This is a genomic window from Kribbella swartbergensis (assembly GCF_054784135.1).
This window is the reverse complement of the sequence record NZ_BAAGPM010000026.1, coordinates 111,922-137,619: the sequence shown is the minus strand read 5'-3', so window position 1 is coordinate 137,619 and position 25,698 is coordinate 111,922. Positions and strand designations below refer to the sequence as shown.

Annotated in this window: 20 protein-coding genes; 13 read left to right on the top strand and 7 right to left on the bottom strand. The window is 69.0% G+C overall.

The features are described from left to right. Positions 1-304: 304 nt before the first annotated feature. Positions 305-4,678 carry a S8 family serine peptidase gene (locus ACYVOK_RS24725; protein WP_460664915.1) on the top strand — a complete coding sequence of 1,458 codons (4,374 nt, stop codon included), beginning with the start codon at positions 305-307 and terminating at the stop codon, positions 4,676-4,678. Positions 4,679-4,737: 59 nt separating this feature from the next. Here the strand turns inward: ACYVOK_RS24725 and ACYVOK_RS24720 are convergent, their stop codons facing one another. Further along, on the bottom strand, positions 4,738-5,292 hold the full coding sequence (locus tag ACYVOK_RS24720) for a winged helix-turn-helix domain-containing protein (protein ID WP_460664914.1): 555 nt from the start codon (positions 5,290-5,292) through the stop codon (positions 4,738-4,740). A 266-nt stretch (positions 5,293-5,558) separates the two neighbouring features. Here ACYVOK_RS24720 and arfA point away from each other — a divergent pair, with 266 nt between their 5' ends. From arfA to ACYVOK_RS24680, 8 genes are all read left to right on the top strand, one after another. Beyond that, entirely contained in the window at positions 5,559-6,647 is a 1,089-nt protein-coding gene (gene arfA / locus ACYVOK_RS24715) for a channel-forming protein ArfA/OmpATb (protein ID WP_460664913.1), read from the top strand. 106 nt (positions 6,648-6,753) lie between these two features. Next, complete coding sequence (locus ACYVOK_RS24710; protein ID WP_460664912.1) at positions 6,754-7,479, top strand: sunset domain-containing protein; 726 nt, start codon at positions 6,754-6,756, stop codon at positions 7,477-7,479. 6 nt (positions 7,480-7,485) lie between these two features. Continuing rightward, a complete protein-coding gene (locus ACYVOK_RS24705) occupies positions 7,486-7,695 on the top strand; it encodes a type II toxin-antitoxin system HicB family antitoxin (RefSeq protein ID WP_460664911.1) in 210 nt (69 codons plus the stop codon). After that, positions 7,695-8,075 carry a type II toxin-antitoxin system HicA family toxin gene (locus tag ACYVOK_RS24700; RefSeq protein WP_460664910.1) on the top strand — a complete coding sequence of 127 codons (381 nt, stop codon included), beginning with the start codon at positions 7,695-7,697 and terminating at the stop codon, positions 8,073-8,075. The genes ACYVOK_RS24705 and ACYVOK_RS24700 overlap by 1 nt, the downstream gene beginning before the upstream one ends. Before the next feature lie 302 nt (positions 8,076-8,377). Beyond that, the gene (gene treS / locus ACYVOK_RS24695) at positions 8,378-10,102 is read left to right on the top strand and encodes a maltose alpha-D-glucosyltransferase (protein WP_460664909.1); all 1,725 of its coding nucleotides are present in this window, start codon (positions 8,378-8,380) and stop codon (positions 10,100-10,102) included. Continuing rightward, on the top strand, positions 10,099-11,511 hold the full coding sequence (locus ACYVOK_RS24690) for a maltokinase N-terminal cap-like domain-containing protein (protein WP_460664908.1): 1,413 nt from the start codon (positions 10,099-10,101) through the stop codon (positions 11,509-11,511). Before treS ends, ACYVOK_RS24690 begins: the two co-directional genes overlap by 4 nt. A 76-nt stretch (positions 11,512-11,587) precedes the next feature. Further along, a complete protein-coding gene (gene glgB, locus ACYVOK_RS24685) occupies positions 11,588-13,840 on the top strand; it encodes a 1,4-alpha-glucan branching protein GlgB (RefSeq protein WP_460664907.1) in 2,253 nt (750 codons plus the stop codon). A gap of 10 nt (positions 13,841-13,850) precedes the next feature. After that, entirely contained in the window at positions 13,851-14,726 is an 876-nt protein-coding gene (locus ACYVOK_RS24680; protein ID WP_460664906.1) for an NUDIX hydrolase, read from the top strand. On the opposite strand, the gene ACYVOK_RS24675 is transcribed toward ACYVOK_RS24680, so the two are convergent. Continuing rightward, entirely contained in the window at positions 14,719-15,549 is an 831-nt protein-coding gene (locus ACYVOK_RS24675) for a phosphotransferase (RefSeq protein WP_460664905.1), read from the bottom strand. The genes ACYVOK_RS24680 and ACYVOK_RS24675 overlap by 8 nt on opposite strands. 142 nt (positions 15,550-15,691) lie before the next feature. Between ACYVOK_RS24675 and ACYVOK_RS24670 the strand changes: the two genes are divergently transcribed. Together ACYVOK_RS24670 and ACYVOK_RS24665 are read left to right on the top strand one after the other, a co-directional pair. Next, positions 15,692-16,594 carry an alpha/beta hydrolase gene (locus ACYVOK_RS24670; RefSeq protein WP_460664904.1) on the top strand — a complete coding sequence of 301 codons (903 nt, stop codon included), beginning with the start codon at positions 15,692-15,694 and terminating at the stop codon, positions 16,592-16,594. Next, positions 16,578-17,531 carry a sigma-70 family RNA polymerase sigma factor gene (locus tag ACYVOK_RS24665; protein ID WP_460664903.1) on the top strand — a complete coding sequence of 318 codons (954 nt, stop codon included), beginning with the start codon at positions 16,578-16,580 and terminating at the stop codon, positions 17,529-17,531. Before ACYVOK_RS24670 ends, ACYVOK_RS24665 begins: the two co-directional genes overlap by 17 nt. Here the strand turns inward: ACYVOK_RS24665 and ACYVOK_RS24660 are convergent. Both ACYVOK_RS24660 and ACYVOK_RS24655 read right to left on the bottom strand, forming a co-directional pair. Then, positions 17,494-18,819, bottom strand: a complete 1,326-nt coding sequence (locus ACYVOK_RS24660; protein WP_460664902.1) for an RNA polymerase sigma factor — start codon at positions 18,817-18,819, stop codon at positions 17,494-17,496. The two genes, ACYVOK_RS24665 and ACYVOK_RS24660, sit on opposite strands and share 38 nt — an antisense overlap. 70 nt (positions 18,820-18,889) lie before the next feature. Beyond that, the gene (locus ACYVOK_RS24655) at positions 18,890-19,261 is read right to left on the bottom strand and encodes a YciI family protein (RefSeq protein WP_460664901.1); all 372 of its coding nucleotides are present in this window, start codon (positions 19,259-19,261) and stop codon (positions 18,890-18,892) included. A 197-nt stretch (positions 19,262-19,458) separates the two neighbouring features. Between ACYVOK_RS24655 and ACYVOK_RS24650 the strand changes: the two genes are divergently transcribed. Further along, positions 19,459-20,901, top strand: coding sequence for a flavin-containing monooxygenase (locus ACYVOK_RS24650; RefSeq protein ID WP_460664900.1), 1,443 nt, complete (start codon positions 19,459-19,461; stop codon positions 20,899-20,901). 47 nt (positions 20,902-20,948) lie between these two features. On the opposite strand, the gene ACYVOK_RS24645 is transcribed toward ACYVOK_RS24650, so the two are convergent. Beyond that, a complete protein-coding gene (locus ACYVOK_RS24645) occupies positions 20,949-22,088 on the bottom strand; it encodes a citrate/2-methylcitrate synthase (protein WP_460664899.1) in 1,140 nt (379 codons plus the stop codon). A gap of 94 nt (positions 22,089-22,182) precedes the next feature. Here ACYVOK_RS24645 and ACYVOK_RS24640 point away from each other — a divergent pair, with 94 nt between their 5' ends. Next, positions 22,183-23,352 (top strand): citrate/2-methylcitrate synthase, encoded by a 1,170-nt coding sequence (locus tag ACYVOK_RS24640; RefSeq protein WP_460664898.1) that lies wholly within the window; start codon positions 22,183-22,185, stop codon positions 23,350-23,352. On the opposite strand, the gene ACYVOK_RS24635 is transcribed toward ACYVOK_RS24640, so the two are convergent. Beyond that, positions 23,333-24,763, bottom strand: a complete 1,431-nt coding sequence (locus ACYVOK_RS24635; protein WP_460664897.1) for a hypothetical protein — start codon at positions 24,761-24,763, stop codon at positions 23,333-23,335. The genes ACYVOK_RS24640 and ACYVOK_RS24635 overlap by 20 nt on opposite strands. A gap of 43 nt (positions 24,764-24,806) precedes the next feature. Then, positions 24,807-25,691 (bottom strand): MurR/RpiR family transcriptional regulator, encoded by an 885-nt coding sequence (locus tag ACYVOK_RS24630; protein ID WP_460664896.1) that lies wholly within the window; start codon positions 25,689-25,691, stop codon positions 24,807-24,809. Positions 25,692-25,698 lie beyond the last annotated feature (7 nt).

The window sequence follows — 25,698 nt, the reverse complement described above, 5'->3', positions numbered from 1 at the left end:
GTTTGACCACGTTGCCCCGATCGGTTCTACAGCTAGTCACAGCTTGCTCACGAAGTGTGCTTGTTGCCGCGTTGTTCTGACACATAAGGTCCACCTCAGGCTCGCGGTGTCACATGCCGCGACCTGGGGGGCACGCAGCGTTCGCTCAACCGGTTCATCCGCCCGGCCGGCGAACTCCGCCTGTACCTCTGCACCAGATGACTCGGGGGAGTCGACTCGGGGTCGTTACCAGTGAGGGGCTGCAGAGATGTCACATCAACCACGAAGGGGACTCGCCAGATCTCTGGTGGGTGCCCTGGCGACGGTGGCAGTCGTCGCGACCGGGATGGCCGCCGCCGGCCAGGCCCAGGCGGTGACCGATTCAGGACCACCCACCAAACCAGAAGCCACGCCGGCACCGGCGAGCAAGATCAAGCCGGAACTGCTGGCGAAACTGGACGGCAAGGACGCCAAGGAGGCGACCGACTACTGGGTCCGGTTCACCGCGAAGGCCGACCTGACCGCCGCAGGCCGGATCAGTGACTGGAACGAGCGCGGCACCGCCGTCGCCGCGGCACTGAAGAAGACCGCCGCGCAGAGCCAGGCAGGGGTCCGCGCCGAACTGGACGCGCAGAACGTGCAGTACAAGGCCTTCTGGGGCACGAACGCGATCCGCATCACCAGCGGCACGCTCGAGCTGGCCCGGAACCTGGCCGACCACAGCGAGGTCGAGGGGCTCTACAACCCGACCGTCGTCGAGGTCCCGAAGATCACCCCGGCCGAGCGGGCCAACGAGATCAACGCGCTCGAGTGGGGTATCGCGAACATCAACGCCGACGACGTCTGGTCGCAGTACGGCGACAAGGGCGCCGGCGTCGTCATCGCCAACATCGACACCGGTGTGCAGTACGACCACCCGGCGCTGGTGAAGCAGTACCGCGGCAACAACGGCGACGGCACGTTCAACCACAACTACAACTGGTTCGACGCGGCCGGCACCTCGCCGAACGCACCGTCGGACGGCAACGGCCACGGCACCCACACGATGGGCACCATGGCCGGCGACGACGGCGCGGGCAACCAGATCGGCGTCGCGCCGGCGGTCAAGTGGATCGCGGCGAACGGCTGCTGCCCGAGCGACGCGGCGCTGATCGAGTCGGGTCAGTGGATGCTCGAGCCGACCGACCTGAACGGCCAGAACCCGGACGCCAGCAAGCGCCCGAACATCATCAACAACTCCTGGGGTTCGACCCAGCCGTCGAACGACCCGTTCATGGAGGACATCACCAACGCCTGGAAGCAGTCCGGCATCTTCGGCGCCTGGGCGAACGGCAACAGCGGCTCCCTCGGCTGCCAGAGCAGCGGGTCGCCGGGCTCCCTGACCAGCAACTACTCGGTCGGCGCCTACGACATCAACAACACCATCGCGTCGTTCTCCGGCCGCGGTGTCGGTCAGAACGGCACCATCAAGCCGAACATCTCCGCCCCGGGCGTCAACGTCCGGTCCAGCGTGCCCGGCAGCAGCTACGCCAGCTTCAACGGTACGTCGATGGCCACTCCGCACCTCGCGGGCGCCGTCGCACTCCTGTGGGCGGCCTCACCGGTGCTGAAGGGCGACGTCGACGCGACCCGTGCGCTGCTCAACGGCACGGCGATCGACAAGGCCGACAGCCAGTGCGGTGGCACCGCGGAGAACAACAACGTCTACGGTCAGGGCCGGCTGGACGCCTTGGCTCTGCTGAACGCCGCTCCGATCGGCGACACCGGCACCCTGGCCGGTACGGTCACCGCGGCGACCGGCGGAACCCCGCTGGCCGGCGCGAGCGTCACGGTGAAGGCGGCCGGCCAGCCGGACCGTGTCGTCACCACGACCAGCACCGGTGCGTTCTCGACCGTGCTGCCGGCCGGCAGCTACAACCTGACCGTGGCGTCGTTCGGGTACAAGACCCAGACCGACACCGCCACGATCACCACCGGCACCACCACGACCAAGAACTACGCGCTGGAGAGCGCTCCGCAGGTCAGCGTCGGCGGCACCGTCACTGACGGCTCCGGCCACGGCTGGCCGCTGTACGCGAAGGTCAGCGTCGAGGGTCCGGGCGGTGTGTTCGACTACACGACGCCGAGCAACGGCCGGTTCAGCCTGAAGGTGCCGTCGAACGCGTCGTACTCGCTGAAGATCGAGTCGCAGTACCCGGGCTACCAGACCGTCAGCCAGCCGATCACGGTCGGCGCCGGCAACCTGACCAAGAACGTCGCGGTCCCGGTCCGCACTGACGCCTGCACCACCGCGCCCGGTTACACCTGGGGCTCGGACGGCGTCTTCGAGACGTTCGACACCGGCGCCAAGCCGGGCAACTGGACGGTCGTCGACAACAAGGGCAACGGCCAGGTCTGGCAGTTCAACGACCCCGGCAACCGGGGCAACCTGGCCGGCGGCACCGGCAAGTTCGCGGTCGTCGACAGTGACAAGTACGGCTCCGGCGGTTCGCAGGACACCTCGCTGGTCAGCCCGGTCGTGGACCTGAGCGCGGTCGCCGCTCCGGTGATCCGGTTCAACCAGGACCTCAACTGGCTCGGCGGCGAGAAGGCCGACGTGGATCTGTCGATCGACGGCGGAGCCACCTGGACCACGGTGCTCACGCAGGCCGCGGACACCCGCGGGGTCAAGGAGATCGCGATCCCGCAGGCGGCCGGCAAGCCCGCCGTCCAGGTCCGGTTCCACTACTACAACGCCTCGTACGAGTGGTGGTGGATCGTCGACAACGTGCTGATCGGCAGCCAGGTCAGCTGTGAGCCGGTCGGCGGCGGCATCGTCGTCGGCAACGTCAAGGACGCCAACACGAACGGCTTCGTGAACGGTGCGGTCGTCACCCGTGACGGCAACGCCGCCGAGACCGGCACCACCGTGGCGACGCCCGAGGACACCGGCCTGAACGACGGCTTCTACTGGCTCTACACCTCCGAAGCCGGCGACCAGGGCTTCACCGCCAAGGCCGGCAACTACGTCGGTTCGTCGCAGACCGTCCCGGTCGAGGCGGACTGGACCACGACGGCCGACTACACGCTGGCGGCCGGCAAGCTGACCGTCACCCCGGGCAGCGTCAGCGGCAACCTGAAACTGCCCACCGGCAAGGTGACCAAGTCGTTCACCGTGACCAACACCGGCGGCGCGCCGGTCGAGGTGAAGTTCGGTGAGCGCGACGGCGGCTTCGTGCTGCAGAACGCGAACGGCACCACCACCAGCAAGACCCAGGTGCTGAACAGCACCGGTGCCCCGCTGCAGCGGCTCGAAGTGCCCACCTCGTTCGCTCAGTTGCTGTCGGGCAAGACGGCCGGTACGCCGGCCGCCGCGAAGCCGCTCGCGGCGCCGTGGACCGACATCGCCGACTACCCGTCGACCGTGATGGACAACCGGGTGGTCAACCTGGACGGCAAGATCTATTCGATTGCCGGTGGCAACGGTAGTGCGTCGACCGCGAACAGCTACGTGTACGACCCGGCGACGCTGGCCTGGACCGCCATCGCTCCGCTGCCGGGTGCCCGGAACGCCATCACCGTCGGAGTCGTCGGCGGCAAGATCATCGCCGGCTCCGGCTGGGGTGCCTCCGGTCCGGCCGCGGAGACCTGGTCGTACGACCCGGCCGCCAACGCCTGGACCCCGGTGGCCGCCAACCCGGCTCCGCGGGCCGCAGCCGGCCAAGCTGTGGTCGACGGCAAGCTGTACGCCGTCGGAGGCTGCACGACCTCCAGCTGCCTCCCGATGAGCAACACCGTCGTCCGCTACGACGCGGCGGCGAACAGCTGGGAGACCCTGCCGAACTACCCGAAGTCGGTCGCGTTCGCGTCCTGCGGCGCCATCGACGGCAAGCTGTACTGCGCCGGCGGCAACGACGGCTCGACATCGCACAAGGCGGCGTACGTGTTCGACCCGGGCACCAACGCCTGGTCCCCGGTCGCCGACGCGCCGTCGGACCACTGGGCGGCGTCGTACGCCGTCGCCGGTGGCAAGCTGCTCGTCGTCGGCGGTGTCCAGGCCGGTGCCGTCACCAACGCCGGCTTCGCCTACGACCCGGCCGCCGATGCCTGGTCGGCGCTGCCGAACGCCAACCTGCCGCGGTACCGCGGTGGTGCGGCCTGCGGCTTCTACAAGGTCGGCGGATCCTCCGGCGGCTTCACCGCCACGGTGGACAGCGAGGCCCTGCCGGGTCTCGAGGACTGCGCCGAGTCGTCGGCGGACGTGAGCTGGCTGTCGATCGACAAGACCGAGGCGACCTTGGCCCCGGGCGCGTCGACGACGGTCAAGGTCACGCTCGCCGCGAGTGTCGACCAGCCGGGTACCTACAGCGGGTCGGTCACGATCGGCGAGAACACGCCGTACCAGGTCGCACCGGTGGCGGTGACGATGAACGTCACCCCGCCGACGACCTGGAGCAAGCTGCAGGGCACCGTTTCGGGCGTCAGCCCGTCCGGTGTCACGGCTCCGCTCCCGGGGGCGATCGTCCAGGTCGACTCGTGGGCCCAGTCCTACACCTTCATCACCGACAAGGACGGCAACTACGCCTACTGGCTGGACCGTCGCAACAACCCGCTCACCCTGATCGCCGCGAAGGACGGCTACCGGCCCCAGACCCGCACCACCCGGCTCGTGGCCGGCGAACCGGTCACCGAGGACTTCGCCTTGAAGTCCATCCGCTAGCACTCACCACCTGAGACCGGCCCCACTCGGAATTCTGAGTGGGGCCGGTTCTTCGGTGCCTAGGCGGTCGGGAGGAGGTGGAAGCCGACGCCGCGGACGGCGTGAATGGTGACGGTGGCGCCGAGGTTGGCGAGTTTCTGGCGGAGGCGTTTGACGACCGAGTGGATGTGCGACCCGTGGCCGAGGTGCTCGTTGCCCCAGACGGCGTGGTGCAGGCGCTGGTAGGTCCAGACGCGGCCCGGCTCCTTCACCAGGCAGTGCAGGAAGTCGTGCTCCAGCCGGGTCAGCGGCACCTCACGGTCCTTCCACCGCACGACCCGCCGGTCCACGTCCAGGAAGAGTTCCGGCTCCTCGTCCGCCACCGGAACCGGCCTCGGCACTGGTTCGATCGGGGCAACCGCAGCAGTCTCGTCGTCTGCCGCCGGAAACACGGTCGGCGTGAGTACGACGGGACCCGCGGGCGAGGTCGTCGCGGTGAGTTCGAGGAACGCGCGGGCCTGGTCCGCGCTCGACACCAGCAGCAAGGCGTCCGCCGCACCCAGGAGCCGGACGAGTTGCAACCGTTCGGCCGTGGACGTGGCCACCCCGATGATCAACGACGAATCCGACGACATCCGAGCCCCCTCCTGGTCAAACGCCAGGCACAAGTACCTTTTACGGCGCGAAGTAAGTCAAGGGATTTCCTCCACGCCGGGCTGGCACATATGCGACCTGTCCGAGACAGGACACCATCCGAGGACGAGCTTAAGAAAAGAAACAATCCGAATAAAAATGTACTCGTGATCATCAGCCCGCTCCCCTGGCCGGGTGTGCGGACCGAGCGCACGGCGGAGTAGTCTCCTCGCGCACGGTCACTCTGACCGCATCCGACGGAGGAACAGTGCCCGGACACGTTCGGCGGCCGGTCGTCGTCTGGCTGCTCGCGGCCCTCGCCGTACCCGTGTTGCTCACCGCTGTGCTGATTCCGGCCAAGGCGGGCACCACCGAGGACGAACTCCGGGATCGGTCGCTGGCGGCACTGCAGGCCCGCGGCATCCACGGCACCGAGGTCGAGGTGGACGGCCGCGACGCGACCGTCGCCGTACCCGCCGGTGTCGATCCGGCGCTGGTCAAAGACGTCCTCGAGAGCGTCGACGGTGTCCGCGCGGTCCGGGTCGAAGGCGGTACACCGTCTCCCCCGCCGACCGAGGCGCCCGCCGAGGTCGCCGCTGTGCCGTCGTTCGAGGTCGGGCGGACCAATAGCGCGATCCGCGTGCAGGCGACGGTCAAGGACAAGGCGGTCAAGGACGCGATCGCGGCCAAGGTCGACGAGGTGCTCGGCGAGGACCGCGAGTTCGACGACCGGACCACGATCGACGCGGCGAACGGCCTGGCCGACGCCGCCCCGCTGTCGGCCCTGATCCACGCACTGGCGATCGGGACCGGCGACGCGTCGGTGCGGTACGACGGTACGACGATCACGCTGACCGGGAAGGTGCCGGACCAGGCCACCAAGGCCACGGTCGCGCGAGCCGCGGCGAAAGCGGTCCCGGGTGCGGTGATCGCCGATCAACTGGAGACCCCGGCGCCGCCGAAGCCGGAGGTCAGCGAGGCGTGCCGGACGTTCCGGAGCCGGCTGTCGGAGTTCACCCGGCAGCAGCCGATCATCTTCCTGTCCGGTACGTCGATCGTGAACGACGCGTCGAAACCGTCCGTGGTCCGCGCCGCGGCGCTGCTGAAGTCGTGCCCGTCCGTCCGGGTCGAGGTCGCCGGTCACACCGACAACCTCGGCTCCCCCGCCGACAGCCTGCCGCTGTCCGAGCGGCGCGCGGCCGCGGTCAAGGCGACGCTGGTGCGGCTCGGCGTCCCCGCGAACCGGCTCCTCGCGCACGGGTACGGCGAGGCCTTCCCGGTCGCGTCCAACGACACCCCGGACGGCCGGATCGCGAACCGCCGGGTCGAGCTTCGAGTACTGCAAGGGAACTCATGAGTTGGCTGATCGCACAGACCTGGATCCTGCTGCTGGTCGCGTTCCTGCTCGGCAGCGCGGCCGCGTGGCTGGCACATCGCCTGCTGCCGGCGCGGGGAGCGCGCCGATGAGCTGGCTGCTGCGCCACAACTGGCTGTGGTCCCTGCTCGCGTTCCTGCTCGGTGCCGCGATCACCTGGTTCCTGCTGGTACGGCGTGAGCACCCGGCGCCGGCCGACGCCACCGTCGTCGAGGAGCCGGTGGAGGAGAAGGAAGAGGTCCTCGTCGGCGCCGCGGTCGGAGCGGCAAACGCGCCCGCGGAACCACGCCCGCCTCGCGCCACCGACGTACCCCCGGAACCAGACCTCGTCGAGGATCCACCACCCGTCGAGCAGACGGCACGCGTCGAGCCGACGGAAACCGCGCGGGAGACTCGGCCCGTCGAGCAGACGGAGCGCGTCGAGTCGGTGGGGGCCGTTGAGGAGACTGGGCGTGTCGAGGAGGCGCCGGCGTTCAGCCGGCGGATGGAGGCTGATCGGGTCGCGGAGCCGACGCTGTTCGACCACGCGGAGGACGAGGAGACCGACGGGACACTGGCGCAGGTGCACGTCGACGTACCGCCCGGGCGATACGGTGAAGGCTCGGCCGACGCGGTACCGCACCAGGGTCCGCCGGACGGGTTCACCATCAAGGGCAACGCCACCTCGATGCTGTTCCACACCCCTGACTCGCCGTACTACGGCCGGACCAAACCCCAGGTCTGGTTCCGCACCGAGGCCGACGCCGAACGCGCCGGTTTCACCAAGTACACCCGCCGCCCCCGCAAGTCCACGGACCCGCGCCCTCAGGAGTAGGACCGCATGAAGCGCCAGATCCACGTTCCCTACACCGTCGAGCAGGACGAGACCGGCGGCTGGAGCGCCGCGGCGGCGCTGACGCCGGACGCGTTCGCCAACGGGGAGGGCAACACCCGTGAAGAGGCGATCGAAGACCTACGCCAGGCCGTCGCCTTCCTGGTCGAGGAGGTCGGAGTACCCGAGGAACTGGTCCTCACCGTCGAGGTGGACTGATGGCGGCCGGCTGGAGCCCCAAGCCGTACCGCAAAGTGGCCAAGGATCTGGAAGCGGCCGGTTTTGCTGAGGTCAGGCAGAAGGGCAGTCACGTGATGTTCCGGAAGGCGGACAAGACGATCGTCGTCCCGAATCACGGCGGCCAGGACCTGAAACCGGGGACGATGCGTAGCATCGCGAAGCAGGCCGGCATGAGTCCCGAGGATCTGTTCGGCACGGGCAAGTCGGGCAAGAGCCTCGAACTGACGCCGGAACAGGTCAACCGTGGGATAGCCCACGCCCAGGGTGCGGTCAGTCCGCAGAAGCCGGACCAGCGGTCCGGCGGCCGGCGCGGATCGAGCCGCCGAGGCCGCGAACGCGACGAGCGATCGCGGCGCTGACGACCCGGCAGCGCCTCTGGCAGGACCCTCCGCGCGACCCGCGGATAAGGCGATCAGGCCCCTATTTGCTTGTACTGGCAAAGGACCGTCAGACTGAGCGCAACGCCTGGCCGGTACCGCCCACCCCACGGCGTCACCACATCACCTGGACCACCCCGGACACAGCCTGCGATCCTCCCCTGCCTTGAGTACGAACTCCGCAACGGGGTATGGGAACCAGAGCACGCCCGGGAAAGTCCACCCACACTGTCGCCGCGATCTGTGGCGACAGTCCGCAGTACCGCTAGGTTTGGAGACACCCGATGGAGGTGAGCGTGACCGACATGCTGCCGGAGCAGCACCACGGACTGACGAAGAGTGACCCGCTGTGGTTCAAGCGGGCCGTCTTCTACGAGGTCCTCGTGCGGTCCTTCAAGGACTCGAACGCCGACGGCATCGGCGATCTGCAGGGCCTGACCGAGAAACTCGACTATCTCGAGTGGCTCGGGGTGGACTGTCTCTGGTTACCGCCGTTCTATCCGTCGCCACTGCGCGACGGCGGCTACGACATCTCCGACTACACCGGGGTGATGCCGGAGGTCGGGACGATCGCGGACTTCGCCGAGTTCCTGAACCAGTCGCACGCGCGCGGGATCCGGGTGATCGTCGACTTCGTGATGAACCACACCTCCGACCAGCACCCCTGGTTCCAGGCGTCGCGGGAGGACCCGGACGGCCCGTACGGCGACTTCTACGTCTGGTCCGACACCGACGACAAGTACGCCGACGCCCGCATTATCTTCGTCGACACCGAGACGTCGAACTGGACCTGGGACCCGGTCCGCGGCCAGTACTTCTGGCACCGGTTCTACTCCAACCAGCCCGACCTGAACTTCGAGAACCCGGCCGTCGGCGACGCGATGATCGAGGCGCTGAAGTTCTGGCTCGACCTGGGCGTGGACGGCTTCCGGCTGGACGCGGTGCCGTACCTGTTCGAGCAGGAGGGCACCAACTGTGAGAACCTCCCGCGCACGCACGAGTTCCTCAAGCGGGTCCGCAAGGAGGTCGACGCGAACTACGAGGACCGCGTGCTGCTGTGCGAGGCGAACCAGTGGCCGGCCGACGTGGTGGAGTACTTCGGCGACCGCTCGTCGGGCGGTGACGAATGCCAGATGGCGTTCCACTTCCCGGTGATGCCGCGCATCTTCATGGGGGTACGGCGGGAGTCGCGGTTCCCGATCTCGGAGATCCTGGCCCAGACCCCGGAGATCCCGGACACCTGCCAGTGGGGCATCTTCCTGCGCAACCACGACGAACTGACGCTCGAGATGGTCACCGACGAGGACCGCGACTACATGTGGTCCGAGTACGCCCAGGACCCGCGGATGAAGGCCAACATCGGCATCCGCCGGCGGCTGGCGCCGCTGCTGGACAACGACACCAACAAGATGGAGTTGTTCACCGCGCTGCTGCTCAGCCTGCCGGGTTCGCCGATCCTGTACTACGGCGACGAGATCGGCATGGGTGACAACATCTGGCTCGGCGACCGCGACGGTGTGCGGACCCCGATGCAGTGGTCACCGGACCGCAACGCGTCGTTCTCCACCGCCACCCCGGGCAAGCTCAGCCTGCCGGTCATCATGGACCCGGTCTACGGCTACCAGGCGGTCAACGTCGAGGCCGAGATGGAGAACGCCTCGTCGCTGCTGCACTGGACCCGGCGGATGATCCAGACCCGCAAGCAGCACCCGTGTTTCGGCATGGGTACTTTCACAGACCTGGGGGGCTCCAACCCCAGCGTGCTGTCGTACGTCCGCGAGTTCGGTGACGACGTGGTGCTGTGCGTGAACAACCTGTCGAGGTTCCCGCAGCCGATCGAGCTGGACCTGCGCCAGTGGCAGGGCGTGGAGCCGATCGAGCTGCTCGGCGGGGTGCACTTCCCGACCATCGGTGAGTTGCCCTACCTTTTGACGCTCGGCGCGCACGGTTTCTACTGGTTCCGGCTGCCGGTGAACAGGCCGGCTGACCATGAGGAGAGCATTTCGTGACTTCCCATCTGGACCAGGTCCAGTCCTTCTGCTCGGGCCAGCGGTGGTTCGGCGAGAAGGGACACGACGTCCACGTCGAAGCGATGGCCACCTCGGTGTGGCTGTCGGACGAGGGCGCCTGGCCCGCGGTCCGGATCGGGTTCGTCTACTGTTCCGGCCCGCCCGGATCGGACTTCCCGATCCGGGTGTACCAGCTGCCGCTCAGCTACCACCGCGAACCGGTCGAGAACCTCGGCCACGCCCTGGTCGGTGAGTGGGAGGAGCAGGACCTGGGCGACACCCAGGTCTGGGTGTACGACGCGTTGCACGACAAGGAGGCGACGCCGTACTGGCTGGACGGGCTCACCCACGGACGGCGGCTGGACGGGCTGGAGTTCCATCCCGTCCACGCTCCGGAGCGGCCCACCGTCGTACCGGAGAACGCGCAGTCGCTCGTCCTCACGGTGGAGCAGAGCAACACGTCGCTGGTGTTCGGCGACGTGGCGCTGCTGAAGGTGTTCCGCCGGCTCGAGCCCGGGAGCAATCCCGGGGTCGAGATCGAGTCGGCGCTCACCGAGGCGGGGTCCGACCTGGTTCCGGAGGTGCTCGGCTCCGCGCGGGGCACCTGGCCGCGGCCGGGCGGCGGGACCGACACCGGCGAGCTGGCGATGATGACGGTGTTCCAGAAGAACGCGACCGACGGCTGGGCGTTCGCGTGTTCGTCGGTCCGTGACCTGTACGCCGAGGGCGACCTGCACGCCGAGGAGGTCGGCGGTGACTTCGCGGGCGAGTCGCACCGGCTCGGCGCGAGTACGGCGCAGGTGCACTCCGAGCTGGCGAAGGCGCTCGGCACCGACATCTGGGAGCCGGCGAAGCTGGTCGAGCATGCCGCGGCGATGCGGCGCCGGCTCGACGCGGCGGCCGCGGCGATCCCGGAGCTGGCGCCGTACGCCCCCGGGCTGGCCCGGGCGTTCGAGGCGCTCGCGGTGTACGGCCAGCCGATCCCGGTGCAGCGGATCCACGGTGACTTCCACCTGGGTCAGGTGCTGCGGACGATCGACGGCTGGAAGCTGATCGACTTCGAGGGCGAGCCGGCCAAGTCGCTGATCGAGCGGCGGGCGCTGGACACCCCGATCAAGGACATCGCGGGGATGCTGCGGTCGTTCGACTACGCGGCCCGGTCGCTGCTGGCCGATCACCAGGGAGACCAGCAGATCGCCTACCGGGCGGCCGAGTGGGCGGACCGGAACCAGCAGGCCTTCTGCGACGGGTACGCCGAGGTGGCGGGCACGGATCCACGGCAGCAAGGGGTGCTGCTGAGCGCGTTCCTGGCCGACAAGGTCGTCTACGAGACCCTGTACGAGGCGCGCAACCGTCCGACCTGGCTCCCCATCCCCCTCGCCGCGGCCGCCCAACTGGCCGGGCACTGACGACCTTGCGTGTACGTCGCGCCTCGTCGGGTACGGGGGTGCGGTAGATGGCCGAATATCGGGCAGGATGGAGTTCATGGGATCGAGCGAGCGCGACACCGCACCGGTGACCGAGCCTTTCGAGACGCCGCCGGCGGCGGCCGAGGAACCTGTCGTGACGGCGGTTCCGGTCGAACGGACGGTGCTGGAACGACTGGTCGGCGGGACGTATCACGATCCTCATCAGGTCCTCGGGCCGCACCTGGGCGAGAGCGGTGTCACGGTGCGCGTACTGCGCCCGTTCGCCCAGTCGGTGACGGTGCTGTGGGACGACCAGCGACTCGAGTTGCGGCACGAGTTCGAAGGCGTCTGGGTCGGTGTGCTCGACACCGACAAGGTGCCCGACTACCGCCTCGAGGTCCGCTACACCGACGGCCCCGCGGTCGAGGTGGACGACCCGTACCGCTACCTGCCGTCGCTCGGTGAGGTCGACCTGCATCTGATCGGCGAGGGCCGGCACGAGCAGCTGTGGACGGTGCTCGGCGCGCACGTCCGCCGGTACGACGGCCCGGCCGGGACCATCACGGGGACGTCGTTCGCCGTCTGGGCCCCGAACGCACAGGGCATCCGCCTCACCGCGGACTTCAACTTCTGGGACGGCCGGGCGCATCCGATGCGCTCCCTCGGCGGGTCCGGGGTGTGGGAACTGTTCGTCCCGGGGGTCGGACCGGGGACGCGGTACAAGTTCGACATCTGCGGTCGCGACGGCGTCTGGCGGCAGAAGGCCGACCCGATGGCCAGCCTGGCCGAGACTCCCCCGGCGAACGCGTCCGTCGTGCACGAGTCGACGTACGAGTGGAACGACGCCGACTGGCTGCAGCGGCGCGCGGCGTCGCAGGCCTACGCCGAGCCGATGAGCGTGTACGAGGTGCACCTCGGCTCCTGGCGCAAGGGCCGGTCGTACCGCGAGCTGGCCGACGAGCTCGTTGCCTATGTCAACGAGATGGGCTTCACCCACGTCGAGTTCATGCCGGTGATGGAACATCCGTTCGGCGGCTCGTGGGGTTACCAGGTGACGTCGTACTTCGCGCCGACCTCGCGGTTCGGCGACCCGGACGACTTCCGGTTCCTGGTCGACCGGCTGCACCAGGCCGGGATCGGCGTCATCGTCGACTGGGTGCCGGCGCACTTCCCGAAGGACGCCTGGGCGCTGGCCCGGTTCGACGGGACGCCGCTGTACGAGCACCCGGACCCGCGCCGCGGCGAGCAGCCGGACTGGGGCACGCTGGTGTTCGACTTCGGCCGGCCGCAGGTGCGCAACTTCCTGGTCGCGAACGCGACCTACTGGGCCGAGGAGTTCCACATCGACGGCCTCCGGGTCGATGCGGTCGCGTCGATGCTCTACCTCGACTACTCCCGCGGCGAGGGCCAGTGGGTGCCGAACCAGTACGGCGGCCGCGAGAACCTCGAGGCGGTGTCGTTCCTGCAGGAGATGAACGCGACGCTCTACAAGCGGGTCCCCGGTGTCATCACGGTGGCCGAGGAGTCCACGTCGTGGCCGGGTGTCACCCGGGCGACGCACCTGGGCGGGCTCGGGTTCGGGTTCAAGTGGAACATGGGCTGGATGAACGACTCGCTGCGCTACCTGGCGCACGAGCCGGTCCACCGGCAGTACCACCACCACGAGCTGACGTTCTCGATGATGTACGCGTACTCGGAGAACTTCGTCCTCCCGCTGTCCCACGACGAAGTTGTCCACGGCAAGGGTTCGCTGCTGCGCAAGATGCCGGGCGACCGCTGGCAGCAACTGGCGAACCTGCGCGCGTACCTGGCGATGATGTGGGCGCATCCGGGCAAGCAACTGCTGTTCATGGGCTGCGAGTTCGGCCAGGAGTCGGAGTGGTCCGAGAAGGGCGAACTCGACTGGTGGCTGCTGGACCACACCGACCACCGTGGCCTGCAGCAACTGGTCCGCGACCTGAACGGGGTCTATCGCGAGAACGCGGCACTCTGGCGGACCGACCACGCGCCGGACAGGTTCACCTGGATCGACGCCAACGACGCCGGCAACAACGTGTTCTCGTTCGTCCGGTACGGCGACGACGGCGAGCCCACCATTGCCTGCGTGGTGAACTTCTCCGCCATCCCGCACCACGGTTACCGGCTCGGCCTCCCGTACTCGGGTGTCTGGGAGGAGGCGGTCAACACCGACGCCGAGGCCTACGGCGGCTCCGGTGTGGGCAACTTCGGCAGCGTGGAGGCCAACGGGCCGAGCTGGCACGGCATGGAGACCAGCGCCGAGCTGTCCGTCCCACCCCTGGCGACGGTGTACCTTCGCTTCACCGGGTAGCGTTCACGGAGTGACCGCCGTACATCCGCTGACCGATGGTGAGCTGAGCCTGCGACCCTCCCAGCAGGATCAGCACGTGGTGATCTTCGAGGTCGAGCACAGCGGCCCGGTCGGCACCGTCGAGGTACGCCGGACGACGCCCGGGGTCGGCGTGGTCACCTGGGCGATGAACGGCGGGCCTGACGTCGCGCAGCGGGCGGTCCGGCTGGTGGCGGACTATGCCTTCGACGAGCTCGGGCTGGAGCGGCTGCAGGTCGAGGTGGATCCGGAGATCCATGCGTCCGCCCGGGTCGCGATCCGGTCCGGTTTCCGGCGCGAGGGCGTACTGCGGGGTGCGGCGCTGGTGGACGACGAGCGCCGCGACGTGGCCGTGTACGGGATGCGGAAGGACGACCCACGTCCGGACACGGTGACGGGCTGGACCGCCCTGATGGACTCGACGCTGCCGAAGAAGCGCGTGATCGCCCACGTGGTCGTGCGGGACACCGCCGGGCGGGTGCTGCTGTGTCAGGTCAGCTACAAGAAGGATCTGGAGCTGCCCGGCGGTGTGGTCGAGCCGGACGAGGACCCGGCGACCGGGGCGTCCCGTGAGATGGAGGAGGAGATCGGGGTCGCTCTGCCGCTGCTCAGCGTACTCGCGATCGACTGGCTGCCGCGCTGGGAGGGCTGGGGTGACGCCGTCGAGATCCTGTACGACGGCGGTGTCCACGACCCGTCACTGATCGACACCCTGCACCCGGACGGTTTCGAGATCCGGTCCATCGGCTGGCACGCGCCCGACGCTCTGGAGGGACTCGTCTCGCCGCTGAACGTGCGCCGGCTGCCGCGCATCCTCCGCAACCCGTCGATGCTTCACAACCTGCGCGGCGGCGAGCCGATCATCTAGCCAACCGGTTGAGAGTGGCGACGCACCAGGCGTAGTGGCCGTCGTTGGCGTCCGCGTCGTAGATCGTCGCGGTGGTGATGGCGTACGCCGCGCGGTACAGGTACATCCGCTGCCGGTCGTGCCCGAGCCGCTCGAACCGGTCCAGCAGCAGATTGTCGAGCCGCTGCGCGTCCGGACCGTACATGTCGAAGAAACCGGCCGCCAACGCGGCGTCGAAGGTGTTGTCACCGGCCGTCGAGTAGAAACCCCAGTCCAGTACCGCAGCCGTCCGCGGGCCGTCCATCAGCAGGTTGGGCTGGCAGATGTCACCGTGCACGGCGCTGAGCCGCTCGGGCTCGATCGAAGCCAACCGGGTCGTCAGGCTCTCGAGCAGGGTGCCGAAGTCGGCGACGTCGCGCTCGAGGTGATGACGGGACTCGGCGGCACGTCGGCGTACCAGGTCTGCCAGCGCCTCGCCCCAGGACAGGTCGTCGCGCCAGAACGGCTGGTTCAGGACCAGGAGCGCCTTGCTCGCCGGGCCCGGTGTGGTCGTACCGAGTGCCTCGACCACGGCGACGAACGCGTCGAGCGCCTGCTCCTCGGTGAGCCCGGCCTCGTGCAGCGCCGTGCCTGTGAGCAGGTCCTCCTCGCTGACGGCCTGCCCGTTCGCGTCCGCAGTGATCTCGTGGATCCGCGGCGTACGGAACGGCAGCGGCGGCAGTTCGTCCAGGAACGCCTTCAGCGGGCGTACGTCGTCCGGCCGCCGATCGAACCAGATCTTGCGAACCCGGCCGTCCCTGAGATCGTAGACGGCACCTTCCATCCCCTGGCCGATCAGCTCCACCCGCGAGACTCTGCCAAACCCTGCCCGGCCACGCCAACTGGATTAGCGCACTCGTACTCCGGTGGAGCACGGCACCGATTCCTTTCGGGCGGCTCTCCGGTCTCTATACGCGACCGTGACTGTCGACGAAGGGACAGGGAAAATGCCGAGCAAGGAATCCGAGGCGGTACGACGGCACTGGGAAGCGGCACGCGTGGAGCAGCCGGTGGATCAGGAGGCCGCCGACCACACGTGGGCAGGTCTCACCCGCGAACCACCGGGAGTGGACTACATCTCGGTGGAGGAGTTGCCCGCGTTGTGGATCGTGCCGAAGGGCGCCGTACCGGACCGGGTGTTGCTGTGCATGCATGGCGGCGGATTCGTCGGCGGGTCGATGTACTCGCACCGGAAGCTGTTCGGGCACCTCGCGCGGGCGGTCGGGGCGCGGGCGCTGGTCTTCGACTACCGGCTGGCTCCTGATCACACTCATCCGGCTCAGGTGGAGGACGCGACCGCGGCGTACCGGTGGCTGCTCGACCAGGGCGTGAGCGCGGTCGCGTTCTGCGGCGACTCCGCCGGGGGCGGGCTGGCGATCACCACGCAACTGCAGGCCCGGGAGCTCGGCCTGCCGTTGCCTGTCGCCACACTGGCGATCTCACCGTGGGTGGACCTGGAGGCGACCGGGTCGTCGTACGACGTCAATCGCGAGCGGGACGCGTTCTTCCACCGGGACCTGGTGCGCGAACTCGCCGGGACGTTCCTGGGCCCGGACGGTGATCCGCGGGATCCGCTGGCGAATCCGTTGTACGGAAAGTTGTCCGGGTTCGGGCCGCTGTACATCCAGGTGGGCGGCGACGAGGTGCTGCTGGACGACGCCCATTCACTCGCCGCGCAAGCGCGGGCGGCGGGCGTCGAGGTGCGGCTCGACGTGTTCCCCGACATGCAGCACACCTTCCAGATGGCGGCCGGCCGGGCGCCGGAGGCCGACGACGCGATCCGGCGGATGGCCGACTGGGTTCGCCCTCACCTGCTGTACACAGGGAAGCGTGATGACGGGCAGGGCTGACTTCGAACGCCGTACCGAACCGTTCCGGAAGGAACTGCTGGCGCACTGCTACCGGATGCTCGCCTCGGTGGACGAGGCCGAGGACCTCGTGCAGGAGACGTACCTGCGGGCCTGGCGGTCGTACTCCGCCTTCGAAGGACGGTCGTCGCTGCGGGTCTGGCTCTACCGGATCGCCACCAACGCCTGCCTGACCGCGCTCGAGCAGCGCGGCAGGCGGGCTTTGCCGTCCGGGCTCGGCGCGCCCGGCGACGACCCCACCGGCCCTGCGTCACCGACCGATGTGGCGTGGGTGGAGCCGTTTCCCGACGCGTTGGTGTCCTCTGATCCGGCGACGATCGTGACCACCAGGGAGAGCCTCCGGCTGGCGCTCATCGCGGCGTTGCAACACCTCGCCCCGAGGCAGCGCGCCGTACTGATCCTGCGGGAGGTCCTCGCCTTTCCTGCCGCGGAGGTCGCGGTGATGCTCGACACCACGGTCGCGGCGGTGAAGAGCACGCTGCAACGGGCGCGGGCCCGCCTGGACGAGGCGGCGCCCGATCGCTCGTCGGTCGTCGAGCCTACGGACCCGCAGGCGCGTGCCCTGCTCGACACCTACATCGAGGGTTTCGAGAAGGCCGACGTCGCAGCGCTCGAACGAGCCCTGCGGACCGACGCGGCGATCGAGCTGGTCGGTACGAGCACCTGGTTCTCCGGCCGCGTCACCTGCCTGCGGCTGCTGGAGCAGGCGGTCGGCTCCCCCGGTGACTGGCGCATGATCGGCACGTTCGCCAACGGTCAGCCCGCCGCCGCTGCCTACCTCCGCGACGACCACGCGACATACCGGGCGTACGGACTCGCCGTCCTCACCCCCACCCCAACCGGTCTCAGCCACATCCACGCCTTCAGCAACCCCGCTCTCGTCACCCGATTCGGACTCCCCCTCCAGCTGCCGGAGTGAGACCGAGCTCATTTGCAGGAGCTGGGGAATGCCGGCCGAATCTCAAGCGGTCAGCTGGGGAGGGCGGACAGGCGGTGGGTGAGGAAGCGGCGTTCGGTTTCGTTGGCGGTGAGGGTGATCGCCAGGCTCGGTAGGCGTCGGCCGCTTCCTGGGTGCGGCCGAGGCGGGTCAGGATGTCGGCGCGCGCGGCCGGCAGGTAGGCGTACGACGCCAGGGCCGGTTCGTTGCTGAGGGCATCCAGTTCGGCGAGGACCGCGCCGAGGTCGGCGCCCGGCACGAGACTGCGGGCGGCGGCTCGGTTGAGCGCGACGATCGGCGTCGGCCAGCTGACCATCATCGCGTCGTACATCCGCACCACCTGACCCCAGTCCGTCTTCTCCCACGACGGCGCGGTCACGTGCAGTCCGGCGACGGCCGCCTGCAGAGCGAAGCGACCGTGCCCGCGCTCCAACGCGGCCGTCGCCCTCGACACACCTTCTGCCAGCATCCGGGCGTCCCATCGTGACCGGTCCTGATCCGCCAGCAGCACCAACTCCCCGTCCTCGCTCAGCCGCGCGTCTCCGCGCGCCTCCGTCATCAACAGCAAACCCAGCAACGCCTGCGGCTCCGGCTCGTCCGGCATCAACCGCACGAGCAGCCGCGCGAGCTCGATCGCCCGCCCGGTCAGATCCGTGCGCGTCAGCTCGGACCCCGCCGCCACGTGCCCGGCCGTGTACACGAGATGGACGACGGTCAGTACGGCGTCCAGCCGTGCCGGCAACTCGTCGTCGGCCGGGATCCGGTACGGGATCGAGGCCGCGGCGATCTTCTTCTTCGCCCGGGTGATCCGCGCCGCCGCCGTCGGCTCGCTGATCAGCAGGCCGGCCGCCACCTCGCGCGTGGTGAGGCCGCAGATCAGCCGCAACGTCAGCGCGATCTGCGACTCCCGCGCCAGCGCGGGGTGGCAGCAGGTGAACACCAGCCGCAGGGGATCCGTCGGCTGCTCCTCGTCGCCCGGAGCGACGGGATCCTCCACCAGCAGCGGAAGCTTCCGCCGCAGGGTCGTCTCCCGCCGCATCCGGTCGAGCGCCTGCCGCCGGGCGACCGTGGTCAGCCAGCCGCCCGGATTCGACGGGATGCCGTCCGGCCAGGTCCGCAACGCCTGCACGAACGCGTCCTGCGTGCAGTCCTCGGCCAGGTCCAGATCCCGCGTCAGCCGCACCACCGATGCGAGGACGGTCGACCAGCTCTCCCGGTGCGCCCGGTCCACCACCCGCGCGACCTCGACCGCCGACACTCCCACTGTCACACCACCCGGGCGGTGAGCCGGGGTACGCCGGCGTCTGCAAGCCGTCGGCGTACCCGCTGGTGCGTCATCGTCAGGCCGGTGGCTGCGAGTCCGCCGAGGTGTCCATCACCGGGCGGACCTCGACGTTCCCCGACGGGCAGAGCTTGGCGAGCTCGAGCGCCTGGTCGAGGTCGCGCGCCTCGATCACGTAGAAGCCGCCGAGCGCCTCCTTGGTCTCGATGAACGGCCCGTCGGTGACCAGCGGCTCGGCGCCCTCGCGCTGCCGCACCGTGCTCGCGGTGCTGGACCGCTCGAGTGCCTCGCCGCCGAGGACCCGCGCGCCCGCCTTCTCCACGGCCTCCATGAACGCACCGTGCAGTTTCATCGCCTGCTGCCACTCCTCCGGCGTGACGTTGTCGTACCACTCTTCGCTGTCGAACAGCAGGAACATGTACTGCGCCATTTCCGGCTCCCTTGCCTCGCGCTTGTACTGGACATCTTGCTGACGATCGGCGGCAGGCGGAATCGACAGCACCGCTCGCGAATTTCCCAGTCATGTTTCCGGCTCACCTCACCGTGACGCGACGTGCACGAACGGCACCATCCTGCCCACGCCGCGTAGTCTTGACCAGGAACTCAACAGGCACCCAGGAGGCATTCATGGAGCACCTGGACGTCCTCGTCGTCGGCGCCGGACTGTCCGGGATCGGCGCGGCCTACCGACTCCGGACGCAGTGCCCGGACCGGTCGTACGCGATCCTCGAGGCGCGCGACAGCATCGGCGGGACCTGGGACCTGTTCCGCTACCCCGGCATCCGGTCCGACTCCGACATGTTCACGCTCGGCTTCCCGTTCCATCCGTGGAAGGCGGCCAAGGCGATCGCGGACGGCCCGGCGATCATGGAGTACCTGCACGAGACAGCGTCCACCTACGGCATCGACAAGCACATCCGCTTCGGGCAGCGCGTCGTACGGGCGTCCTGGTCGTCGGAGGACGCACTCTGGACCGTAGAGACGACGCAGGCGTCGTACACGTGCTCCTTCTTGTATGTGTGCAGCGGGTACTACGACTACGACTCGGGCCATGTGGTCGACTTCCCGGGCCAGAGTGAGTTCGAAGGACGAGTAGTGCACCCGCAGCACTGGCCGGACGACCTGGACTACACCGGTCAGCGCGTGGTGGTGATCGGCAGCGGTGCGACGGCTGTCACGCTCGTACCGGCGATGGCTCGGACGGCGGAGCACGTGACGATGCTGCAGCGCTCCCCGAGCTATGTCGCGTCCAGACCCGCTCGCGACGCGTTCTCCGACCGGCTGCGCGCCGTACTGCCCGAGAAGGTCGCACACCGGGTGATCCGGGGAAAGAACGTAGCCTTCAGTACGGCGGTCTACAACGCCTTCCGAAGGTGGCCGGCACATGCAGCGTGGCTCCTGAACAGTACTGTGGCCAAGCAACTGCCGGACTCGATACCGGTGGACCCGCACTTCACTCCGCGCTACAAGCCATGGGATCAGCGGCTCTGCCTGGTGCCGGACGCGGACCTGTTCGAGGTACTGCGAGATGGCTCGGCGTCCGTGGTCACCGACGAGATCGAGACCTTCACGCGGTCCGGTCTGCGACTGCGCTCCGGGCAGGAACTCGAAGCCGATCTGATCGTCACGGCGACCGGACTGCGGATGGTTGCGCTCGGCAAGATCCAGCTGACAGTCGACGGTCGGCAGGTGGACCCGCACGACAGGTTCGTCTACAAGGGCATGAGGCTGAACGGCGTACCGAACCTGGCGTGGTGCATCGGCTACACCAACAACTCCTGGACGCTCCGCTCCGACCTGACGTCGCAGTACGTCTGCCGACTGCTCAACCACCTCACCGCCACCGGCAGCAGTATCTGTGTCCCCGAGATCGACCCGTCCGAGTACGACGCCCCACGCCGCCCCGTGGTCGACCTGTCGTCGGGCTACATCCGGCGAGCCGCGGCGGTCCTCCCCCGCCAAGGCACCCGCGGCCCCTGGCGCCTCCGCCAGAACTACCCCCGCGACCTGCTCCTCCTGCGCTTCGGCCCGGTCACCGACAACGCCATGCAGTTCAAACCCGCCGCCTGACAGACCTGTGGGCGGACAGAAAGCCCGCCAACAGGCCTGCGATCGTGCTACGGCACCGGTACGGGTGGCTGCGGGCCGACGTACGTGGCGGCCGGGCGGATGATCTTGGGGTCCAGCGACTGTTCGAGGATGTTGGCCGACCAGCCGATCACGCGGCTGACCGTGAAGGTGGGCGTGAACATCGGCCGGGGCAGGCCGCAGAGTTCCATCACGACGCCGGCGTAGAACTCGACGTTGGCGTAGAGGTTGCGGCCGGGCTTGAGTTCGGCGAGTACGTCGACGATGCGCTGCTCGACGGTGGTGGCGAAGTCCACCAGGTCCCCGCCCAGGCCGCGGGCGATGTCGCGCAGCATCAGCGACCGCGGGTCCTCGGTCCGGTAGACCGCGTGCCCGAAGCCCATGATCCGGTCCCCCGCCGAGACCTTCTCGCGCACCCAGGCGTCGATCCGGTCGGGCGTGCCGATCTCGTCCAGGCTCGCCAGCGCGCGATCCGGCGCTCCACCGTGCAGCGGACCCGAGAAGGCGCCGATGGCACCCGCGATGGCGGCCACGACGTCGGCACCCGTCGACGCGATCACCCGCGCGGTGAACGTCGAGGCGTTGAAGCCGTGGTCCACGGTCGCGACGAGGTAGGCCTCGATGGCAGCGGCCTGGACGGCGCTGGGCTCGGAGCCGGTCACCATGTACAGCCAGTTGGCCGCGGCGGAGAGGTCGGCCCGCGGCTCGAGCGGTTCCTGACCCTCGCGGAGGCGGTACAGCGCCGCCAGGATCGTCGGAGTCACCGCACACACCAGCATCGCGTCGGCCTTGCGGCGTACCGGATCGGCATCCCACAGCTTGGGGAGATTCCGTACGGCGGCCAGGAGCGACAAGGCGGTGCGCAGACCGGCGAGCGGGTTGAACTCCGGGCCGGCGGTGGCAATCGCCGGCAGGACCGCGCGAACCTCGTCCGGCAGCACGCGCAACGGCGCCACCTCGGCGACGAAGCGATCGCGCTCCTCGGTCGTCGGGAGGTGACCCTCGAACATCAGGTACCAGACGTCCTCGAGGGTCTTCGACTTGGCTAGGTCGATCGCCGAGTACTGCCGGTAGTGGTAGAACCCTTCGTCACCGCGCACGTCACCGAGGGTCGTCTCGGTGACGACAACGTTGCGCAGACCAGGCGGGACATTGATTGTCGTTGACATGTCTTCAGAGTTGACACGCAATCAATGATTGTCAATATTGATCCAGTCAACATGAGCCGGGCGAGAACCCCGCAGACGCTCGGAGGAGCGCTGGATGAGCCAGCAGAGTGACGAGAATTACCTGACCACGGCCGAGGTCGCCCGCCGGCTGAAGGTGAAGCCGGAGACGATCTACGCGTACGCGAGCCGCGGGCTGCTGACGAGCGTCCGGGCTCGTGGCCGCCGCGGCAGCCTGTTCGCGGCCTCGGAGGTCGAGCGGCTGGCGAGCAAGTCCGTGGAGCACTCCGGTGTCGTCGAGCAGATCGAGACCGAGCTCACGCTCCTGCGGGACGACGAGCTCTACTACCGCGGCCACTCCGTCCGAGAGCTCGCCGCGGGCTCGACAGCCGAGTCCGTGGCACACCTGCTCTGGACCGGCGAACTAGCCGAACAGCAGCCTTTTCCCGCGCCACAGGACGCCGTCCAACTCGCCCGGTCCGCGATGAGCGTCCTCCCCGACTCAGCTCGCCTGACGGACCGTCTGCGCGTGGCCGTCGCCGTACTGGGAGCCGCCGATCCGATGCGGTTCGACCTGACACCCCGATCGGTAACCCTGGCCGCCGAGAAGCTGATCGGCGCACTGGTCGCCGCGCTGCCTGGGCCGACTGCAAACGCCCAGGACTCACTCGGCAAGCGACTTTGGCCGAAGCTGTCCTCACACCGACCACGGCCAGAGCTACTCGAGGCCGCCCTGATCCTGTTGGCCGACCACGGGCTGGCAGTGTCGACGGTCGCGGCCAGGGTCGCGGCCAGCGCCCGGGCGAACCTGTACGCCGTCATATCGGCAGGACTTGGCGCACTGGACGGTCAGTACCACGGCGCCGCGCCCACGCTGGCGTACGACTTCCTCCAGCGAGCGCAGCGTGATCCTCTCCAGGCGTTGTCCGACCAACTCCGCTCCGGCGAACCGGTGCCCGGGTTCGGGCACCGGATCTACCGCGAGCGCGACCCGCGGGCCGAGGTCTTGCTCGGAATGCTCGGCGACCACCCGGTCGTGGAGACGGTTCAGGTGCTGAGCGGCCGGATGCCGTCGTTCCCGAACAGCGATCTCGCCGTGGCGGCGATGATGCACGCCTTCGAGTTCCGGGCAGATGCCGGCGACGCGTTGTTCGCGCTGGCACGGATGGTCGGATGGACCGCCCATGCGCTGGAGGAGTACGCGGCGCCGGCTCTGCGCTTCCGCGCGTTGGGGATCTACACGGGCCTCAGCGAGCCTGGAGCCTGAGCAGCGTGGCGGCGCCGGGGGCCAGCTTCACCGGAATGTCCCCGACACCGCGCTGCGCGTAGGTCTGCGTCCGGGGGTCGAACACCGCTACCGCCGCGACCCCACCGGCGTTCGGCGTCAGCGTCGCCCGCGCCTCGGCGGAGTGCGACCGGTTGGCGACCAACACCCAACGATCGGCCGAACCGTCGCGAGACCGGAAGGTTCCGGCCACGACCGGCGATCCGGAGACGGCAGAGATCAACGCCGTCGGCGTGAACCCCACCGTCCCGTTCGGCAGCGGTGTCTCGTTCGCGTGGACAACGGATTCGGAGACGAGCGGCTTCAGTTCGCGACCGACCTGATGCAGCCACGTCGTGTTGATCGCGCGAGCGGCGGCGTACCGAGGTGTGCGTTGGCCGTCGACCGTGATCAGCGCCGGGCCGAAGCCCTCGCCGCGTGCCGCCTCCGGAGTCCAGTAGGTGAAGTACTGGATGCCCTTGGCGCCGTAGGCGAGGCTGATGTTGACCTGCCACAGCAGCTCGGCCGCGGTCGGCTCGCGATGGTTGTCGTAGGCAAGAGTCTGGATGAACACCCACGCCGGGATGTCACCGTGCAGCGCGGCGTCGCGGACGATCGCCCAGTTGTGGAAGTAGTTCCCGTCCTCCCGGCCCTCGGACAGCAGCGGATACCGGTCGAACGAGATCAGCGACGGCTTCACCACGTCGACGAAGCTGCGGTAGTACGCCGGGTCGTTGGACGGGAAGAGGTTGATGTACGGCAGCAGCCGCGGAGCCAGTTCGCGTGACACCGCGACCGCCTTCGCCAGCGTGCCGAACCAGCCCGCGCCGGGTTCGTCGTACAGGTTGAAACCGGCCAGTGAGGAGAACGGGCCGTAGGCGTCGCGGGCGCGGATGTAGAGCGCCCGCGCCTCCGCCGGGGTCACGCTGAGGAAGTCGGCCGGGTTGTCCGAGATCGAGAACCAGCGCGACATGTTGCGGATCTGGATGTCGTCGGAGATCAGCATCTGCAGCCCGGCGGTGCGGGCCAGGTCGAGTTGGTAGCGGAAGATGTTGCCGTCGCCGGCGTAGTTGCCGGAGATGATGAAGTCGAAGCCGGCCGCCTTGATCTCGGCGTACCGCTCCGGCGTGCTGGCGTACGGGTGCGGCGGCCAGAACAACCCGATCGGGAACTCCGGGCCACCGGTCAGCGGCAGGTCGTCCGGCGACGGGATCACAGCCGGCGAGACCGACCCGGCGGCGGGGTCGAGGGCGGCGCCGGCCGCGGCGGCGGCGGCCGGTGGGCCGGAAGCGGCGGCTGAGGTGGTCGACGCTGCGGCCGAGGTGGTCGACGCGGCGGCGGTCAAGGCGGTCGCGCCGGCGCCGAGCAGGAGCGCGCGACGGCTGGGACCAAGGGAGCGGTGCGGGCTTTGCATGGTTCTCCTCACGGGCGGGTGGACGGAGCTGTTCAGGGGCGGATCAGGGGCGCTTGCGGTGTGACGCGACGGCTTCCGCGGTCGCATCGAAGGCCTGTTCGGCCAAGGGGTAGTCGCGTTGAGCCACCCCGAGATAGAGGGCGTCGAGAACGAGCATCTGCACGTGGCGGGCCGACATCCCGCCGGTCCTGAACGTGACATCACGAGCAGCGGTCAGCAGTACGACGTCAGCACACAAAGCCAGCGGTGACCGCGGGTAGTTGGTGACGGCAACAGTTGTCGCACCGCCTCGACCGGCGCGCTGCAACGGCTCCAGCACCTCGACCGTCTCGCCGCTGTGTGAGATGCCCAGGGCAACATCACCCGGACCGAGCAGCGCCGCACTCGTGAGCGCGTTGTGCACGTCGCTCCAGGTGCTCGCGGCCCGGTCGATCCGGTGCAGCCGGAGCCGGAGATCCTCCGCGACCGACGCCGAGCCCGAGACGGCGTACATGTCGATCCGCCGTGCGTCCGAGATCGCCTGCACCGCACGGCCCAGCGCGTTCACGTCGATCGAGGCGACGGTGTCCTCGAGTGCGCGCGTGTCGGCGCGCAGCAGGGTCCGCAGGACGTCGTCCAGCGAGTCGTCAGGCCGGACTTCGGCACCGGTCCCCCGCTCCCAGCTGCTGCTGGTGCGCCCGCTCTCGGCCGCGAGTGCCAGGCGCAGTTCGGCGTACCCGGACAACCCCAGCGCGAGACAGAACCGCGTCACGCTCGGCAGCGAGGTGCCACAGCGGGCGGCGAGCTGACCGATCGTCGAGGCAGCCACGCCGGCCGGATCCCGCAGTACTTCGGTGGCGATCCGGGCCTGCGCGGGACTCAGCGCGGGCAGCAGCCCGTTGATCCGGGCCTCGAGGCTCGGCTGCGGCGACTCGGCGAGAACGCTCATGTGAATT